Raw genomic sequence first — 18,252 nt, forward strand, 5'->3', positions numbered from 1 at the left:
AAGCTTTTAGTTATTATCTAGGCTTAGCGTTAATGGCTAATTATACAAATGGTGCTTGATACTGTGATGAAAACAAAAACTACCATTAAAGAAGTGGCTGAATTAGCTGGTGTGTCTTTTAAAACCGTTTCCCGTGTAATCAATAATGAAGGGTCGGTCCGTAAGGAAACCTTGCAAAAGGTTAACGACGCTATTAGTGAATTAAACTATCAGCCTAATAATGCTGCGCGAAATTTAGCGGGAAATAAATCTTATTCTCTAGGGTATGTTTACGACAACCCTAACGCCTATTATGTTCTCGACATGCAAAATGGAATATTGGCGGAATGTAGAGAGCGAGGCTATGAACTGGTGATCCATCCTTGTTCCGCCAATAACAAACATATTGTAGATGAATTAGCGACTATGATTAAACGTTCACAATTGGCTGGATTGATTATTTCACCACCGCTATCAGAAATGCCGGAAGTGCTTAGCGGCTTAGATGCAATGAATATTCCGTTTATTCGAATTATCTCAGCCAGTGAAGTGAGTCAAGAGTCGTCTCCTTGCGTGTATATTAATGACCGTGATGCAGCCTTTGATATCACCGAGCACTTAATCGAACAAGGCCATACTAAGATTGCGTTTTTACGAGGGGACGATAATCACCGTTCGAGTCATGAGCGTAAGATAGGTTATTTAAATGCTTTAAAGAAGCACGATATATCCATTAATGAGGATTATCAGATTGATGGCTCTTATTCATTTGAGTTTGGCGTTCAAGGAGCGAAACAATTATTGTCCTTGTCAGAGCCTCCTACTGGGATATTTTCGTGTAACGATGAAATAGCAGCAGGTGCGTTATTTGCAGTGCGCTTGCAAGGGCTTAATGTGCCTGATGATATGGCGATTGCAGGTTTTGAGGATAGTCCATTCTCCCGCCAAACTTGGCCCATGTTAACTACTGCAGCACAGCCAACTAATACTATTGCCCGTAAAGCTGCCGCGTCTTTGATCCAGCATTTAGTGCATTTACGTTCTCCTAAAACTAGTGTCGATAGCATTCCTCATTTGCATTATAGGCCGCAATTAGTTAAACGAGAATCAACTCTTTCAGTACCTTCGAAATGATTCTTTGACTAAACCTTTTGGTTATTAATTGTCGACTGAGGTACTGATGCTTGGGTGCTAACCAATTCGTTGATATAAGTGTTGCTTGCTCATTTATCGATAGCTAATCTTCCGACATCTAATTCAATTTAATATGTTTTTTGAACCTAGAGGCAGATTACAACACCAAGTTTCTGGGAGGAGAGCGGCTAATAATAGTGGTTGAATCGAGATTTGTTTTTGCACTATCTTCAGGTTGATAGACTAAAATGTAGCTGGCGATAAAAATTGCGTCACCCGCTTGCAGTGTGTATTCGCTCTCTAATACCTTACCGTTAATTTTGGTGCCATTTACTCCAAGATTTTGAATGACTCTATCGCTACCAACCGACTTGATAATGGCGTGTTTACGAGACACTTTTGAGTCTGGGATACTCACAACACAATTTGCGTCGCGACCTAAAAGAAATTCACCATCGTCTAGTTTAAACGAGGCTTGAAGTTCATAGTTAGCGTACATATCTAGTCGAGCCATAATTTCCTATTACCTAGTGGTTCCAAAGTTAATCTCAACAACTTGGATGGAAAAATCATTATTTTACCGCTAGACAACTTAACCGACAATTTCCATTCCTTGTGTTTGGCAGTGTACTATTTTGTATGGAATTCGTACAGCGGCTTGTATACACTCCATTATAGGAATTTATAAAAAAATGTACCATAAACTGCAAGATTTAAAGTCAATCCGTTAAGAACTGTTGATCTTAACTCAATTAGGCTTCTCAAATTTAGCTGTATTTGGCGAAGCCAATAGTTGGCCCTAAATTGATTGATGGAATAATAGATAATTGGACACCTTCTCGCCACAAATTGCCTCTGATCAAGACTATGCTTCAGCTCAAAGCAATACACTAAATGAACAAGAACGACAAATTTTCACAGAATATGCAGAATTAAAAAAAGTCTGTGCCAATGATTATTTGGTGTCCGAAGGTGATGGCGATACATGCTTTTATTTGTTGGTAACTGGAAACCTAGTTAAAGAGCAGTCTGGAAAAGCAAAGATGTTAGGGATGTACCAACAACTGGAAGAAGGGGAGCTGATTGGTCTATTAAGCTTTTTTACTGAAGAAAAACATTTAAATTCCATTCTTGCCCGTTCTGATAGCGAAGTCGCAATCGTTACTCGAGAAATTTACGATAGTTTGTTAACTGAGCAGCCACTATTGTGGAAAAAACTCCAAAGTATTGGCCTGCATATGATGCGTAAGCATCGCTTATCAATCCACCTTGATAAATTATTTGGACCTTTCGGTGTCATGTTGCCTTTTGTGCTGACTGATATAGAAAATGAACTTGAGTGGGTTACTCTCCCTAGTGGGCAGACTTTGTTCCGCCAAGGTGATGTGCCAGATGGTGCCTATATTTTGGTGGCTGGACGTCTGCAAATGACTACAAAATTGCTAGACGGAAGAGAAGTTGTCAATGATGCAATATTAGCTGGCGAAACTATCGGAGAAACAGCCCTTTTAACCAACCAGCCGCAAGCCCACACCGTATATGCCGTAAGGGATAGTGAATTAGTTAAACTATCGAATTACAGTTTTGAATTGATGCTGCAACGTAATACTCGAGCAATACACAATATTGCGCAAATATTGGGTAAACGTCTTACCAATTTGCCGGTCGAAAAAGGTACCACTAAAGCACCAGTTCGATGCATCAGCTTACTTCCTGCAAATGATAACATTCAACTCTCAAATTTTGCCGAGCAGCTATGCTCAACACTTTCAGAGTATGGTTCCACTAAGCATCTAAGTAGTGACATAGTGAATTCTGAACTCGCTACTGAAGACATTGCTCAAAGTCATGAAAACGAAGCGACTAGTTTGCGATTGGTAGAGTGGTTGCATTCACAAGAAGATAACTGCCAGTTTTTACTGTATCAGTCTGACCAGAAATGGTCAGAATGGAGTGCCAGATGTGTTCGCCAAACAGATCAAGTCATAGTGGTTGCCGAGGCAAATTCAGAACCAAATTTGACATCTCTAGCGCCACATTTATGCGGTGAGCGACAGCGTTGGAGTTTGGTATTGTTGCATGACTTCGACACTGACCGACCAAGAAACACTGCGGCTTGGCTGAAGTCAGCTTCGCCAGATGCTATTTACCATGTGCGTAAAGAACACGCTGCAGACTTGGCAAGATTAACGAGGATCTTATCAGGTAATGCCATAAGTTTGGTTTTAGGCGGTGGTGGTGCTCGAGGCTTTGCTCATTTGGGTGTCATTAAAGCGATGGAAGAATTAAATATACCCATTGATATGGTGGGAGGCACCAGCATGGGCGCACCTATCGCTGGCATAGTTGCGCAAGGTGCTACCGCAGATGAAGTAATGCGGCGGGCTAAACAGGCCTATCACAAAATTATAGATTTCACTTTTCCGCTGGTATCTGTAATAGCGGGAAAACGCATTAGCCAAACGATAAGAGAGCAGACTCAAGGATGGGACATTGAAGATTATTGGTTACCATTTTTTTGTGTCTCAACTAATTTGACAACAGCTTTACCGGTTATTCATCAACGTGGAGATTCTTGGCTAGCTATCCGCAGTAGTGTCTCCATTCCAGGGGTTTTACCCCCAGTGCCTCATGGGGATCATTTGTTAGTTGATGGTGGTGTATTAAATAATTTACCAGTGGATATTATGCGAGAAATCAATCCTTTCGGGGTAATTATTGCTGTGGATGTCGCTCCACCTGTGGGACCAAAAGCAAAATCAGACTACGGTACAGAAATATCTGGATGGTATTTACTTATTCAACGTTTATTTCCATGGTTAAAAGCACCGTCTGTGCCGAGTCTAGGTTCAACCATTATGCAAGCAATGGTGGCCGGGTCTGCCCTTAAGCGACAACAAATAATTGAACAAAAACAAGCAGACTTGTACCTCAATATTCATGTGAAAGGAGTAGGTATGCTGCAATTTGATGCACAAGCTAAAGCAACAAAAATTGGCTATAAAGGTAGCTTTGATAGGCTTAAAGCTCATTTTAAGTCGTCCGATGAAAAGTCTGAAATAAGTCAGGAGGAATAATATGAAGGATGCATTAGTAAGGACAATGTTTGTCGCTTTCTGTTTATGCAGTCAATTGTTACTTGCCAGTGATATAACCTCAGTCGCTGCGCTAGGTCGAATTGAACCTGAAAACGGAATTATTGTCATTGGAGCCCCCTCCACACCAGAGTCAACCGCAGGATCTTTGATTTCTAAGTTACATGTTAGAGAAGGTGACAGTGTTACAGTCGGTCAGTTGCTGGCTGAAATAGATTCAGCTGCTGTAGCAAAGGCGTTAGTTGTCGAAATGGAAAAAGAATATGAGTTTGCGGTGCGCCAATTTGATGCTGACAACAGTATTGCTGACGCTGCTTGTGTACAGGCTGATACCGCTAAAAGTGAGGCGGGTAGGCGAGAGAAGTTATTAAGTCAAGGATTGGCACCTGCAGAAGAAGTTGAACAGGCGCAAGGTTATGCCAAGTCTCTTAAGGCGTCTTGTCAATCGGCTCGTGTCTCTGCCACTGCAGGCGAGATGGCGATTGAAGTTGCTAAGGCTAGGTTAGCCCGTCGTAGTGCCGAATATCAGCGTAAACTGATTTATTCCCCCCTTGATGGCATGGTTTTACAGGTAAATGCTTACCCAGGTGAATTTGTGCAATTAAATGGCATTTTGGAATTGGCCGCAGTAGAAAATATGTATGCTGTGGCTGAAATTTACGAAACAGATATAAAGCGCGTTCACATAGGTCAAAAAGCAACAATAAGTAGTGATGCGTTAACAGAAAAACTAACGGGAAAAGTGACCTATATCCAGCCTAAAGTACAAAAGCATGATGCCATAGGCACTGATCCGGCGGCACGTAAAGACGCGCGAATAATCGAAGTTGATGTGCTGTTAGACAATCCGCAAGCTGTGAGGCGTTTAATCAACTTGCAAGTTGAAATTGTGCTTGAGTAATAAATAACATGATACCAATGCAAACTAAAGTTGCGTGGTTGCAGCTAAAACATCGGCCGGTGCGGCTTATTATTGCCTTGTGTGGAATTGGCTTTGCGGTATTACTAATCCTTATGCAATTGGGCTTTCGCTCCGCTTTGTTTGAAAGTGCCGTTCGCTTCCACGAAAAGCTTAATTACGATATTGCACTGTTTAGCCCAGACAGTGTGTTTATTGTTCGTCCACAGGCATTCTCGCAGCGCCGTCTTTATCAAGCACTTTCATTGGACGAAGTTGCACAGGTGATGCCGATCAACATCTTTCCGGGGCTATGGAAAAATCCATGGAACCATGGCAGTAGGAGCATTAATACAGTGGGTTTTGAGCCTGGGGACCCGATATTTGACAACCCCGAATTTGATAAACTCCGGCCCTTGCTTAAAGCGCGGGATGCCATGATTTTTGACTCAGCTTCACGACCTGAATTTGGCCCTGTTAAGGAATCAATGAGCCAAAATTATCTGTTGGTTACTGAAATAAACAATCGAGAAATTAGTATTGTTGGTTTGTATAAAATGGGTACGTCTTTTGGATTGGATGGCAGCGTATTTATGAGTACAGATAATTGGCATCGATTATTTCCTGAGCGCACCCGAGAAAACATAGAGCTTGGCTTAATAAAGCTCAAACTGGGCAGTAACGCCAACAATGTTCGCGATAAACTCAGAGAATATTTGCCCGGTGATGTTTTGGTCATGACAAAGCAAGATTTTGTAGATAGGGAAACTGCTTATTGGAATTCAGCGACACCTATAGGCTATATCTTTGCATTTGGGGCAATAATGGGCTTTGTAGTAGGCGCCATAATCGTATATCAGATATTGTTTGCCGGTGTGTCGGAGCATCTTAGTGAATACGCAACTTTGCGTGCCATGGGGTATTCCAGCACATTTGTATCAGGCATAGTGGTTCAACAAGCTGTGTTATTGGGTGCCCTTGGCTACATTCCTGGTGTAGCTGTGGTTATGTGGTTGTATTCAGTCGCAGCCGCTGCAACTAATTTACCCCTTTATTTAACCCAAGATAGAGCCATATTTGTATTCGCATTAACCATGATAATGTGTGCCATTTCAGCCTTGCTGAGCGTTAGAAAAGTCGCTCGTCTCGATCCTGCCGAGGTATTTTAATGTCCTCAGATATTTCAATTAGTGTTAAAAATCTCGACTTCTCTTTTGGTAGTGGCGATCTTAGAAAACAAATATTATTTGATATCAGTACCGATATTAAAGCCGGTGAAATTGTCATAGTTACCGGGCCTTCAGGCTCAGGAAAAACCACTCTTTTAACTATTGTTAGCGCTTTAAGAACGGTCAATACTGGCAGCGTGCAAATACTTGGCAAAGAATTAAGTGGCGCAAAAAGTAAAGCATTGGAGCAGGTTCGAAGAAATATTGGTTTCATTTTCCAACAACATAACCTTATCGGTGCACTAACAGCACTGCAAAATGTGGTGCTTGGTATACGTATAAGCGGCAAGTTTAAAGGTAGCCAAATAGAACAAAGAGCTATTGAATATTTACATATTGTGGGGTTAGGTGACCGTATTCATTATCATCCTGAGCAATTATCAGGGGGGCAAAGACAAAGAGTTGCTATTGCAAGAGCAATGGCTGCTGAGCCGAAAATTTTGATGGCGGATGAACCCACGGCTTCGTTGGATAAACAGTCAGGTCGAGATGTGGTCGACAGAATGAAAAGTTTGGCTAAGGAACAAGGCTCAACTATTTTGTTGGTAACTCATGACAACCGTATCCTCGATGTTGCTGACCGGATCATCTATCTGGAAGATGGACATATCGCCAGTTTTAATGAGGCAGTCATTGATAACAGTCAGCATATGATGAAAGTCGTAGCTGATACACCATCTGAGCGGCCAAATAACCAAAATGAAAGTGATTTTGATTCTCAATACTTTATGGTTGACCTCTCATTACAATCGCAACGGATTTTGGCACTTAAAAGTAAAATTAATCCTGTGGCGTTCAAAGGTGTACTAACAAATGCGTTAACCGACTTTACCGCTCAGGCTGCTGAAAAATTTAATACACATGGATTTCCGTTGTATCTGGCGACTGAGGACGGATGGAATGCTTTGCCACTGGGAGATGTCAGTGGTCAACATATTGCTACTTATCCAAATCAGGGAGGGCTTGTTAATGCAGTAAGAGACTTGAATAAGTCAATTTTGGTTAACAACTCGCTGTTAGACAAACAGATAGACCCGGTCATTGATAAACAGTTTGAAGAAGCGCAAATGATTATGGCGGTTCCATTAAAGCGACGAACGGGTGAAGTTTTTGCTGTTGTTGAGTGTCGACGTTTGATGAATAAGCCTATTTTTACAGAACGAGATCTAAAGTTATTTGAGCTGTTTTGTACTAGTATCACAGGTCTGTTGGATGCATATACGAAGTTATGATTTCAGCTATTTAGTGGCAACCTCAGAAATTTTCAAGGGTTACCTAAACAAAACAAGCGCCAATTAGGCGCTTGTTTTAGTATCAAAAAACTTAGGCTTGTGATGGTGATGTATCTATTGGTGCTGTTTTTTTGCGATTGAATATTTTTCCAAACAGACCAAAAAACCAAGAAAGTCCGGCTTTAAGATCTTCTAGTATCATATATAAACATGGTACTAATACCAAAGTAACCAAGGTTGCATAGAGCACAGCAAAACCTAAGGCAACTGCCATAGGTATGACAATTTTAGCTTGAGTGCTGGTTTCAAACATTATGGGTAATACACCCACAAAGGTGGTAATTGAAGTCAATGTAATGGCCCTAAAACGCGCGCATCCCGCTTCTGTTACTGCGGCTAATAAAGCATGTCCTTGTTTGCGCCTTTGATTGACAAAATCTGTCATCACTAAGCTGTCGTTGATCACTACCCCTGCAGCGGCAATCAAGCCAAAAAGTGACAACATGCTTAGGTCTATACCAAAGATAAAATGCCCCCAAATTGCACCGGTCAAACTAAAAGGGATAACCGACATAATGATTAAGGGTTGACCATAACTTTTTAATGGAATAGCTAGCAAAATATAAATCATTAACATACCAACAATAAAGAATACTAGTTGTTCACTCTCTTGGGCTTGTTGTTCTTCAATGGAACCACCTAACTCAGATTTTACCCCTGGGAAATTAGATTTAAGTTGAGGTAATAGTTTTTCCTCTACTTCGCTAATCACTGTATTGGGTTCTACGACTTCTTCGTCAATAGATCCATATACATAGACGCTTCTATAACCTTCTTCACGACGAATATAATTAATGCCTGGTTTTTCGGTTAAGGTAACCACATCTCCGAGCATAACTTCTTGCCCTTGGGGTGTAGTGATCACTGCATATTTCAACTCAGCAAAACGTTCCCGGGTGAGTTTAGGGTAACGCACCATGACTCTCACTTCTTCTCCGTCACGGATCACTCTTTGGGCTTCGCCGCCAAAAAAGCTAGCGCCCACTTGATTCGCGATGTTGGTTAGGTCTAAACCTAGATCGTAAGCTACAGGTAATAAATCTATTTGGATTTCTTTACTTGCAGGATCGATGCTTGAACTGATGTCAAATAATCCCTCCTGTTGTTGCAACATGGAGATAAATTCACGCCCAGCAGCATTAAGTAATTCAATATCTGCGCCATACAACATGAAACCAAATTCACCATCACCGCCACCGCCACCCATGAGATTATCTTGGATGGTAATTGACTTCATGCCTGGGATAATAGGCATGGCCTCACGCCATCTTCTAGCTAACTCAAAAGCGTCAAAATGTCGATCTTCTTCATTGACCAGAGGGACCAAAATCCGGCCCGCTGTGCGACCTTGATTAAACACCATAATGTCTTTCATCATGCTGCTGCCAAATTCATCCTCGATATTTTTGTCGACAGCATAAACCATAGTTTCTATAGATTTAAGCGCGTTTAAAGTTGTGTCATCTGAGACATTATCATTCATCTCAATATTGATGCCGGGAAAATCATGGGCCACTTTAGGCGACATAACTGTTCTAACGTAGTCCCCTTGTATCAGACCAATGCTCATAAATAAAAGTGCGAGGAAGGAAGTCAATACGACCCAGCGCCATTCTATGCAGCGAGAGACAAAGTTTTTGTAGGGACCGTTTACAAAGCTAAAAAATCTTCTATTAAATCGTGCTCGCCAACTACTTTCTTTGATAGGAGTGAACTTCATATGGGCTAGATGCGCCGGTAAAATCCACTTAGATTCTATTAGACTAAATACTAAACATAAAATTACCACTACTGAAATATTGGTAAAAAATGCTGCTTCTGGACCTGAAGCAAATAATGACGGGGCGAATACTGCTATGGTAGTTAGTACTCCAAAAGTTGCAGGTGTCGCTACTTTTTTAGCCCCTCGGACAACACTTTCTACGCCGCCGCCATTTTCTTCGATTTCGGTGTACGCGGCTTCACCTATTACTATGGCATCATCAACCACTATACCAAGCACCATAATAAAGGCGAATAATGATAAAACGTTAATGGTCACACCAAAAACAGGCATCATCATAATAGCACCCAAGAAACATACTGGCAGGCCAAGCATTACCCAAAATGCTAATCTGAAACGTAAAAAGATGGTTAACATCAAAGCGACTAAAAGTGCACCCTGAAACAGGTTTTTGAGCATCATGTCTAAACGTGAATTCAAGTAGAAAGTCATGTCTACCAAAACTTTTAATTGCAGCCCTTGAGGTAAGGTCTTGTTGCGTGCTTCTACATAGGCAAGCACTGACTCAGCAATGGGCACAGAGCTTTGTTCTTTAGTGGCTTTGACACTTAAAGACATGGCGTTTACGCCAGAATATTTGAAATATCGCTCACCTTCAGTAAAGCCATCTTTTATTTGGGCGATATCTTCAAGTAATACTTTGGCGCCATTTTCACCAATTTTGACGGGGATCTTTCTGAATTCATCGCCATTGTATAGCTGATTTTCGACTCGCACTGCCACTATGCCTGCATCAGTACGTAACTGTCCGGCAGAAATATCCGCAGAAAAACGCCTAATCGCTTGGGTTACGTCGGCAATAGATAAATTATATTTACGTAAGGTTTCTGGCTTAATTTCTATGGCTATTTCATCTTCAGGGGCCTCCAATTGAACCAAAGATACATTTTGTAATGCCAGTAATTCATCTTCAACTTGTTTGGCAATAGGCTTTAATTCGCTTATTGGCAAGTCACCTACTAGTGCCATTTCGATCACGTCTTGTTGAAATTCAATTTGAGAGATATTAGGTGGCTCCATATCAGCTGGGAAAGTCGCGATACTGTCTATCCTAGCTTTAACCTTATCTAATACTTCAGATAACTCTTCGTCTGGGTCTATCTCTAGAGTAATTGAGCCACTGCCGCGACGCGCTCGAGAGGTACTTTCTTTAATTTCAGTAATGTCTTTGAGGGCTTCTTCCATTTTAATTAAAATGCTTTGCTCAATCTCTTGAGGTGAGGCACCTCGATAGACTGAAGTCACACTAATATAGTTAATTTCAATATTAGGGAACATTTGTCGTTGAATAGTGAAATAGCTAAAAATGCCCATAATGATAATAAACATCATCATTAAGTTGGCGGCAACAGAGTTATTGGCAAAATACGCAATTAAACCTGTTTGTTTGGGCTCGGGCGTTTGTGGTTCGGTAGCTGGAATGCCTGTATTTTCAGTAGACATGATGGTGCCCTTATAATGATTTCTGAACGACTAAGTCTTCTTTAGGCTTGGCAATTTTAACTTTCATGCCTTTCTGCGGATATTCAGGCAGAGTCGTCACTAAGGTATCTTGGTTTTGGAGGCCTTCGCTGATCAAAAAATATGCCCCTTCTTCACGTAAAATTTCAACTCGTTGCGGTTGCATCTGTTGTTCTGCATCTAACAACCAAATAATACGGTTATTGACTAATTCTTGGGGTAAACGATATACCTGATTAAGGGTTTTTCCTGCAAAGTCTACTTCAACATAATGGCCAAATTTAAGTGGAGGTAGAGAAGATTTTAAACTGTAAGGGTCTTCTATTCTCACTACCAGCTGACTCATGCGAGTACTTTTGTCAATAATGCCTAAATCTCGAGTAACTTTACCCTCGCGAGTAATAGCGTTGTAACCTTTGGTACTGATAGTGGCGACTTGTTGGGTAATGTCGTTGGGTAAAAATTCTCTGTCAAAGCCAGCTATAGGAAATAACACTTCTGCAGACTCAATATTATATAATTCGCCTACTTGGGAGCCTTGATTCACATATTGCCCAACACCTAAATCACGCTTCACAACCAAAGCGTCGTAGGGGGCTTTGATTTCACAATTATCTAGATCTCGTTGAGCTATTTTTATTCTTGCTTGAGCTGATTTCATCGATGCTTGGGCACTTAATATTTGTGGTTTACGCAAATATAAATCGGATACTTTACTGCCTTTTGCTTCTCGTTCGGCTACTTCTGCTCGCGCTTGTTCTTCAATTAGGTTTGCTCTGGCTAAACTAAGGTCCGCTTCGGCTTGTAATAAGGCGGCTTCATAAGTATCAGCCTCTATGGTAAACAGGGTGTCGCCACGTAAAACTAAGCCACCAGGCACGAAGTTAGGATGCCAAGTTAACACTTCGCCGGAAACTTGAGCAGAAATCATAGTGCTTTCAAGAGGTTTAACCTCACCGTAGCTGGTAATTCTAACTTGGTAGTCTTCAGCAATGGCGGTTTCAGTTTTTACAGTAGGGCGTGTATCTACTGGCTTTTTATCTTCATCTTCTTCACCAGAAGCTTTAATTGCAGACATGCCGCCAATACCAATCACCAGTATTACTAGGGGAAATATTCCTTTAAACCACTTCTTTTTCATTTTGTTCTGCCCAAACTACAAATTCCAATTGCTGTATATTAACTTACGACAACTCAGATACATAAGTTCATTTGTAAAAAAATATGTGATTTTAAAATAGGTTCAATTATCTCGCCGAATTAATAAAATTCCACAAGCCTTAGTGTATAAATGTGGTGAATTTACTATAGTGATACGCATTCAATCCTAGAACAATAAAGAGACCTATGAAACGTTGTGCATTTTTATCTATGGACAGTCTTGAAGACTTTTTTTCTTCCGACACAATGTTATTTGAACCGCTAAAAAATGTAGGCTGGTTAGTCGAAGAAGTGTCTTGGCGAAAAACCGATGTTGATTGGAATGTTTACGATGTAGTGGTAATTCGCAGTACTTGGGATTACCAGGATGATGCTGAAGGTTTTATGGCCTGTTTACAGCGTATTGAAGCCTCATCAGCTCAACTGCAGAACAGTTTGAATATCGTCAGGTGGAATATTAGTAAAAAGTACTTAAAAGAATTACAAAACCAAGGGATCAACATTGTACCTACTCTTTGGTTCGATTCATTTTCATTGCCTGAGATACAAGCTGGGTTTAGCCATTTTGATACTCCAGAGCTAGTCATCAAACCTTTGGTTAGCGCAAACGCTGATCATGCTTATAGATTGACGCCTGAAAACCTTAAACAACAAGCGCAAAAATTAGACACCATTTTTGCAACTCGTGAATTTATGGTGCAGCCTTTTTTAACCGGCATAGTTGATGAGGGTGAGTATTCACTTTTCTATTTCGCTGGGCAATATAGCCATAGTATTTTAAAGCAGCCTGAATCAGGTGATTTTAGAGTGCAGGAAGAACATGGTGGTCGACTCAGCACAATTCAACCTTGTGAAGAGATGTTAACTACGGCAAGACATAGCTTAGCGGCATTACCAGAAGATGTGTTATATGCACGCATAGACCTAGTACGTCACAAAAACGAATTTGTGGTCATAGAAATAGAGTTAATTGAACCTTCGTTATATTTCAATATGGACCCGGATTCTCCACAACGTTTTGTGGATGCATTTATTGAAATGTTATGAGTATCTACCAATGACAAGAGACCCAGAATATTAGTTAACACAATCCAGTTCACCAAAAACCAAGTTGGCCAATGAAAAACCACTAGGGTAAATCGGTTGCTTATGACCAGCTTTTGAAAAGTTGGCAGGGAGTAACAGCGGTATTTAAGAACAGAGCATTTTGGTGCTCTGTTTTTAATTTAGCGGGAATTAGGGTTCGCTGATTTCTATTTAATCTATTACTGCAAGTTGCATGATTGAGTGCATCTGATTAACGATTTATAGTAGAAAAGATGCAATCAGTTAAATCACCTAAATTAGGGGCATATCTGTCTTGATTTCAACCCCAATAAGCGGTTCAATTTACCCTCTAAATCTCCAATAAAAAATATTTTTTAAATCACTATCTTATTTCACAAAGTGGAGTACTATCCGCGAATTCACCACCTCTCAGTCTATTTTCAATGGCCATTGGTTTTCACGAACAAAAAGAAAAACGCTTATTAACCCTGTCGTTTTATGTCGCAGGTTTATTTGTATTTGTTGCTTTGGGTTTTGCCCTAATTACGCATTCAGCTGCTATCTTATTTGACGGTATCTACTCGCTTATTGCGTTTTTTATGGCGTTGTTAACCTTAAAAGTGGCTAACCTGGTACAAAAGCCTGACGATGATAGATTTCACTTTGGTTATACCGCCATCGAACCCACTCTTAATTTATTTAAGTCACTCATTATCATTGCCACTTGTTTGTACGCTATTGTTGGCTCCATAGACAGCCTAATGACTGGGGGCAACTCAGCAGAATTTGGGCTGGCAATTATTTATGGTGCAATAGCAACAATTGGCTGTTTTGCCGTGTCCAGTTATATGAAGTATCAAGGTAAAAATTTGCGTTCAGATTTAGTAGGCGTTGATGCTCATACTTGGTTTGTAGACGGTGTGTTAAGTGCATCGATTTTACTAGGTTTTTGTTTGGCTTATTTTATTGAGAAAACCAGTTTTGCAGGTTATGCCCCCTTTATCGACCCATTACTACTTATTGTGTTGGGTACGGCTATTTTACCTATACCAGCTAAAATTATGCTCGAAAGCCTCAACGAAGTTATCAATAAAGCTCCGCCCGAGGCGGTAACTTTGGTCATTGAGAAAAAACTTAAGCAAACCCTTGTAGCGGTACCGTACGAGCATGTTGAAGTGCGTATCAGCAAAAGCGGAAGAGATCTGTATATATTGGTGCATATCATAGTGGCTGAGTCATTTTCAGTTGCCACTATTAGCGAACTAGATGACATTCGAATAAGTTGCGAAACAGCCATGCGCGAATGGAACCCATCGATTCTCATGGACATTTTGTTTATTAAGGATCCGAAGTTGGCAGGGTAGGTTGGTTAATCCATTTTTAAGTTGTAAGGCAAAAACTCTACGGCTCTGAAAACGGCTGTCCCCTTTGATTATTTCGCCCACGGGGCTATTTTTAAGATAAAGGACGCGTTTTTTATAAGAACTTTTTGCTCTAACCTGGAAACAATATCACCTACAAACCCAAGCGCTATAAGATAATATTCGAAGGCATCAATAGGAGTTTTGATCATTTCCGCATACCTTAATTTTATAGCATCTTTGTCAGAAGGCAAACCTGCCAAACCAGATGAATCAATACCGCTCTCAAACTTACTCAAATGTGAAATTAGGTCATCCAAGTTGTGGCCATGCTTGCTGTTTCCAGATTTTGAATGGATCAATACTTTAATTGATTTCTCTATCGCTAAATGGAACTCCCAGCATGCTATGGAAGCCCGCTCGCTTCTTAAACTCAGTATGTCACTGATGCCTTTTTCGAAGTGACTCCATATTCCTTGAGCCATATCAGAGGCTGTCTGGTTGACATGGCTAGCCATGTTCAAATCTAGATTGATTGAGCGAGTTAAAGAAACTACCCGTTCGATTTGAGAACGAAGCTTACGAACTGAGGTTTCTTCCATTTTACTAAGCTTAAAATTTGGCTCGATTAAATCTTCAAAATTTTCCGATTCCTGCAAATGATCAGGAAATGTCATCTTTGCCAATTTCCCTTTTTCTATGACTTCATTTGTAGTGGCAGGTATTTTCAGTTTTACTGGTTGTCCGTACGCTAAAACAACCCCAGAATACACATAATTCCCTTGTCCTTTAGCAAGATCACCATACTTTTTAAAGTACCAGTCATTAAATAGAGGAAGAATACATTCACGATAAACCTCGCTCTCAAGTAATTCCTCATTAGACTGAAAACTGGAATTCTGAATTGCAGTCTCAACATACAACTTTCCCGCAATAAAGAATCTCCCATGGATTGGAATATTCTGCTCCGCTAATATTTCATCGATATGTGGCATATGTTCGTCGATATGATCTTTTAATTCGTTTGACATACAAACGCCTGCTCCATGAAAATTTTACAATATTAATAGCTGGAAAAGTTCTGTGTTTAAACACGGACTTTTACCAGCTTTCTAAATAACATATGTTTTAGCATAGCCACTAACTTACTGTATAGCTTAATATTTTTTTACCGTTGCTGATTTAGCGATTGTGGAGATACGGTATTTTCCTAGAGCTCTCTGTTTACCGAAACCGCCAGAGTCAAATCCGATGAAATTTCTTTTTAAGAGCTGGAACAGCTGATTGATAAGGTACTAAACGAGAATAAATCAAAGCACCCCAGTCGCACTCAATATTAAACGAACACCTAAACCTGCAGTGATAAGCACCACTATGATACCCAAAGTATTACCCAGCCATTTATTGGTATATTCACCCAATTGTGTTTTCTGGTTCATTACCATTAGTAGGAAAATCGCAATGATAGGTAACAACAAACCATTGGCAAATTGTGCGGCCAAGATAATGCTAATAGGTTTGATGCCGGTTAAGGCGAGGGCTGAACCACTGATAACCACGCTTAGCGCAATTAGCTTAAAGACAGGTGACGAAGTGCCGCCTTTAATGCCTAAGATTTCGGTCATGGCATAAGCTGTGGCTAAAGGTGCGGTGATGGAGCTGCTTAAGCCTGCTGCAAAAAAACCTACACCTAACATGGTTTTTGAAAATGACCCAAATAGTGGTTCGAGTTGTTTGGCCATGTCACCGGCGCCAGATATTTGTAAGCCGCTGCCAAAGATACTAGCTGCGGCTGTGGAGGCTATTAATATGGTAATGAGCCCACCTAGGCCAATGGCAGTCGCTGTGTCTGCTCTAGCATGATTTAAATCGTCCACTGACGACCACTTAGCTTTGACCGCTGAAGCATGCAAAAACAGGTTGTAAGGAACCACAGTTGTGCCAATTAGGGCGATAACAGTTAATAGGCTTCCATCTGGAATTTGAGGTGTGGTGAGGCCTTTAAAAATAGCGGTGAAATTTGGGCCAACTGATATAAACGTCCCAATAAATGCCAGCGCCATTAATGTTACTAATAGTAGTAACATACGTTCAATTTGTTTATATGAACCGCGCCACAATAAAAAACCAGCTAACAGCGAAATCACAGCCACAGATATTCGGTAAAAAGACTGGCTGTCATCTGTTAGCGCATCAATACCTAAGGCTGCACCGGATAAGTTACCTGCTTCGTAGGCAGCATTGCCTAAATACAAAGCCACTATGATCAAAATAAACAGCGGCCATTTCCAGACTGACTGATTGAGCATAATGCGTAGTGTTTCAGCCAGTCCTTTTTGAGTCACTAATCCCAGCCGAGCAGACATTTCTTGCAAAATAATAGTGGCGATAGTCGCAAATAACAGCGCCCAAAGTAGGGTGTATCCAAAATTTGCGCCAGCTAAGGTACAAGCCGTCACTGTGCCTGGGCCAATAAAAGCGGCGGCGATTAATGCACCTGGGCCGATATTTTTAATGCGTTGTAACATTGGTCATTACCTACTCTGTTCTAGGTTTTATGAGCTGTATTTTTTGTATGAGCTTTATTGTGATTATGCCAGAGCCCGTGTTTTAATCTATTAACTTAACTAAGATGACCTAACCTAATGATTATTATTACCGGTGATTTGTTAATAAAAGAAGGCCATATGCAGCAAGCTATGCAAGTCTGTCAAAAACACGTGGCGCATTCGCGCACTGAAACAGGCTGTATCAGCCATGCCGTGTATCAAGATCCTGAAAATGTTTTGCGTTTGTTCTTTTTTGAACAATGGGCCGATCAAGCCGCCATTGATGCCCATTTTACCTTGCCTAGTTCCCAAGCTTTTGTTGCTGAGGTTAGAGCTTTAGTTAGCGCTGCACCCAATATGCATATTTTTAATGCCCAACAAATAAAGTAAACCGTCATTTAAACCTTTTGCTAGTTGTTAGCGACTTAGTCTATATCGCTTACCAAGCCAGTGTTAAAAAAGGATTAAATCATGAAAAAGTTGCTTATTGTTTGTTTAGTTGTATGTATTGCGTTTTTGAGTCAGGGGCTTTTCGCCGATGGGTGGGACAGCGCAAAGTTAAACAAAGAAGTGGACTTGGCTTTAGCTGACAATGCAATAGTGCAGTTAAAGGTCGATGTTGGTGCGGGTGAGTTGCGCATAACAGGCAAGGAAGGTCAGTCAGAAATTGCGGTCATCGCCAAAGTGTTTGGTGAGGAATTAAGTGACGACCATTATATTCTGAGCCTTGAAAAGCAAGACGATACAGCAGTATTGATTGCACAATTTAAAAATGACAGTTACAACAATGCAAGAATCGATTTAGAGATCACCATGCCGCCATCATTGGCTTTGTTGGTTGATGATAGGTCAGGGCATATAATAATTGAGTCTCTTAAAAATGGTGTATCCATAAATGATCGTTCCGGTGATATTGAATTATCCGATATTACAGGCCTAGTAAAAATTGAAGACCGTTCGGGGGATTTGTTAGGTAAAGACTTACGAGGTGACGTGTTTATTAATGATCGCTCAGGTGAAATTCAACTAAAAGATGTTTCTGGAGATGTGAACATTGACGACTCTTCAGGTGATATCCGCGCAAAAAAACGTATCAGGCATAGTGACAGTTGCAGACAGTTCTGGTGACATAAATATAAATGGTGCCGCTGATTTTAAATTAAAAAGAGATAGTTCTGGTGATGTTAGTTTGAAGAACATCAAAAGGCATTTGAAATAGTTTTAGAATAGGAGGAGGGCGCTTTTAGGGGGAGTGTCAGTGAG

The 18,252-nt window shown here is 40.7% G+C and carries 14 protein-coding genes; 9 read left to right on the forward strand and 5 right to left on the reverse strand.

What is annotated here, in order from left to right; all coding sequences use genetic code 11:
* Positions 1–66 precede the first annotated feature (66 nt).
* Entirely contained in the window at positions 67–1,113 is a 1,047-nt protein-coding gene (locus tag GARC_RS09515) for a LacI family DNA-binding transcriptional regulator (protein WP_226989092.1), read from the forward strand.
* 157 nt (positions 1,114–1,270) lie between these two features.
* Here GARC_RS09515 and GARC_RS09520 read toward each other — a convergent pair whose 3' ends face one another.
* Positions 1,271–1,627, reverse strand: coding sequence for an FHA domain-containing protein (locus GARC_RS09520; protein ID WP_007619276.1), 357 nt, complete (start codon positions 1,625–1,627; stop codon positions 1,271–1,273).
* A gap of 313 nt (positions 1,628–1,940) precedes the next feature.
* Between GARC_RS09520 and GARC_RS09525 the strand changes: the two genes are divergently transcribed.
* From GARC_RS09525 to GARC_RS26305, 4 genes are read left to right on the forward strand one after another with little or no spacing between them, the layout of a single operon-like run.
* Positions 1,941–4,190: a cyclic nucleotide-binding domain-containing protein gene (locus GARC_RS09525; protein WP_007619278.1), complete on the forward strand. Its 2,250-nt coding sequence runs from the start codon at positions 1,941–1,943 to the stop codon at positions 4,188–4,190.
* A 1-nt stretch (position 4,191) separates the two neighbouring features.
* On the forward strand, positions 4,192–5,109 hold the full coding sequence (locus tag GARC_RS09530; protein WP_007619280.1) for an efflux RND transporter periplasmic adaptor subunit: 918 nt from the start codon (positions 4,192–4,194) through the stop codon (positions 5,107–5,109).
* A 17-nt stretch (positions 5,110–5,126) separates the two neighbouring features.
* Positions 5,127–6,275: an ABC transporter permease DevC gene (gene devC, locus GARC_RS09535; protein WP_007619282.1), complete on the forward strand. Its 1,149-nt coding sequence runs from the start codon at positions 5,127–5,129 to the stop codon at positions 6,273–6,275.
* The gene (locus tag GARC_RS26305) at positions 6,275–7,567 is read left to right on the forward strand and encodes an ATP-binding cassette domain-containing protein (RefSeq protein ID WP_007619284.1); all 1,293 of its coding nucleotides are present in this window, start codon (positions 6,275–6,277) and stop codon (positions 7,565–7,567) included. Before devC ends, GARC_RS26305 begins: the two co-directional genes overlap by 1 nt.
* 91 nt (positions 7,568–7,658) lie before the next feature.
* On the opposite strand, the gene GARC_RS09545 is transcribed toward GARC_RS26305, so the two are convergent.
* Both GARC_RS09545 and GARC_RS09550 read right to left on the reverse strand, forming a co-directional pair.
* Complete coding sequence (locus GARC_RS09545; RefSeq protein WP_007619285.1) at positions 7,659–10,853, reverse strand: efflux RND transporter permease subunit; 3,195 nt, start codon at positions 10,851–10,853, stop codon at positions 7,659–7,661.
* 10 nt (positions 10,854–10,863) lie between these two features.
* Complete coding sequence (locus GARC_RS09550) at positions 10,864–12,012, reverse strand: efflux RND transporter periplasmic adaptor subunit (RefSeq protein WP_007619286.1); 1,149 nt, start codon at positions 12,010–12,012, stop codon at positions 10,864–10,866.
* 206 nt (positions 12,013–12,218) lie between these two features.
* Between GARC_RS09550 and GARC_RS09555 the strand changes: the two genes are divergently transcribed.
* Entirely contained in the window at positions 12,219–13,079 is an 861-nt protein-coding gene (locus GARC_RS09555) for an ATP-grasp domain-containing protein (RefSeq protein WP_007619287.1), read from the forward strand.
* A 443-nt stretch (positions 13,080–13,522) separates the two neighbouring features.
* Complete coding sequence (locus tag GARC_RS09560; protein ID WP_007619288.1) at positions 13,523–14,443, forward strand: cation diffusion facilitator family transporter; 921 nt, start codon at positions 13,523–13,525, stop codon at positions 14,441–14,443.
* Between the two features lie 68 nt (positions 14,444–14,511).
* Here GARC_RS09560 and GARC_RS09565 read toward each other — a convergent pair whose 3' ends face one another.
* Together GARC_RS09565 and GARC_RS09570 are read right to left on the reverse strand one after the other, a co-directional pair.
* The gene (locus tag GARC_RS09565; RefSeq protein ID WP_007619290.1) at positions 14,512–15,471 is read right to left on the reverse strand and encodes a HEPN domain-containing protein; all 960 of its coding nucleotides are present in this window, start codon (positions 15,469–15,471) and stop codon (positions 14,512–14,514) included.
* A 279-nt stretch (positions 15,472–15,750) separates the two neighbouring features.
* Positions 15,751–16,968 carry an Nramp family divalent metal transporter gene (locus GARC_RS09570; protein ID WP_007619291.1) on the reverse strand — a complete coding sequence of 406 codons (1,218 nt, stop codon included), beginning with the start codon at positions 16,966–16,968 and terminating at the stop codon, positions 15,751–15,753.
* A 117-nt stretch (positions 16,969–17,085) separates the two neighbouring features.
* Here GARC_RS09570 and GARC_RS09575 point away from each other — a divergent pair, with 117 nt between their 5' ends.
* Complete coding sequence (locus GARC_RS09575) at positions 17,086–17,379, forward strand: putative quinol monooxygenase (protein ID WP_007619292.1); 294 nt, start codon at positions 17,086–17,088, stop codon at positions 17,377–17,379.
* 81 nt (positions 17,380–17,460) lie between these two features.
* Positions 17,461–18,117 carry a DUF4097 family beta strand repeat-containing protein gene (locus tag GARC_RS09580; protein ID WP_007619293.1) on the forward strand — a complete coding sequence of 219 codons (657 nt, stop codon included), beginning with the start codon at positions 17,461–17,463 and terminating at the stop codon, positions 18,115–18,117.
* Positions 18,118–18,252: the final 135 nt, after the last annotated feature.

Source organism: Paraglaciecola arctica BSs20135 (assembly GCF_000314995.1).
GTDB classification, from domain to species: domain Bacteria; phylum Pseudomonadota; class Gammaproteobacteria; order Enterobacterales; family Alteromonadaceae; genus Paraglaciecola; species Paraglaciecola arctica.

Bases quoted from the DNA above. Each gene is read 5' to 3' on its own strand.
- GARC_RS09520 (WP_007619276.1), bottom strand. From the start codon at position 1,627: ATGGCTCGACTAGATATGTACGCTAACTATGAACTTCAAGCCTCGTTT.
- GARC_RS26305 (WP_007619284.1), top strand. From the start codon at position 6,275: ATGTCCTCAGATATTTCAATTAGTGTTAAAAATCTCGACTTCTCTTTT.
- GARC_RS09550 (WP_007619286.1), bottom strand. From the start codon at position 12,012: ATGAAAAAGAAGTGGTTTAAAGGAATATTTCCCCTAGTAATACTGGTG.
- GARC_RS09560 (WP_007619288.1), top strand. From the start codon at position 13,523: ATGGCCATTGGTTTTCACGAACAAAAAGAAAAACGCTTATTAACCCTG.
- GARC_RS09575 (WP_007619292.1), top strand. From the start codon at position 17,086: ATGATTATTATTACCGGTGATTTGTTAATAAAAGAAGGCCATATGCAG.
- GARC_RS09555 (WP_007619287.1), top strand. From the start codon at position 12,219: ATGAAACGTTGTGCATTTTTATCTATGGACAGTCTTGAAGACTTTTTT.
- GARC_RS09545 (WP_007619285.1), bottom strand. From the start codon at position 10,853: ATGTCTACTGAAAATACAGGCATTCCAGCTACCGAACCACAAACGCCC.
- GARC_RS09570 (WP_007619291.1), bottom strand. From the start codon at position 16,968: ATGTTACAACGCATTAAAAATATCGGCCCAGGTGCATTAATCGCCGCC.
- devC (WP_007619282.1), top strand. From the start codon at position 5,127: ATGCAAACTAAAGTTGCGTGGTTGCAGCTAAAACATCGGCCGGTGCGG.
- GARC_RS09580 (WP_007619293.1), top strand. From the start codon at position 17,461: ATGAAAAAGTTGCTTATTGTTTGTTTAGTTGTATGTATTGCGTTTTTG.
- GARC_RS09565 (WP_007619290.1), bottom strand. From the start codon at position 15,471: ATGTCAAACGAATTAAAAGATCATATCGACGAACATATGCCACATATC.
- GARC_RS09530 (WP_007619280.1), top strand. From the start codon at position 4,192: ATGAAGGATGCATTAGTAAGGACAATGTTTGTCGCTTTCTGTTTATGC.
- GARC_RS09515 (WP_226989092.1), top strand. From the start codon at position 67: ATGAAAACAAAAACTACCATTAAAGAAGTGGCTGAATTAGCTGGTGTG.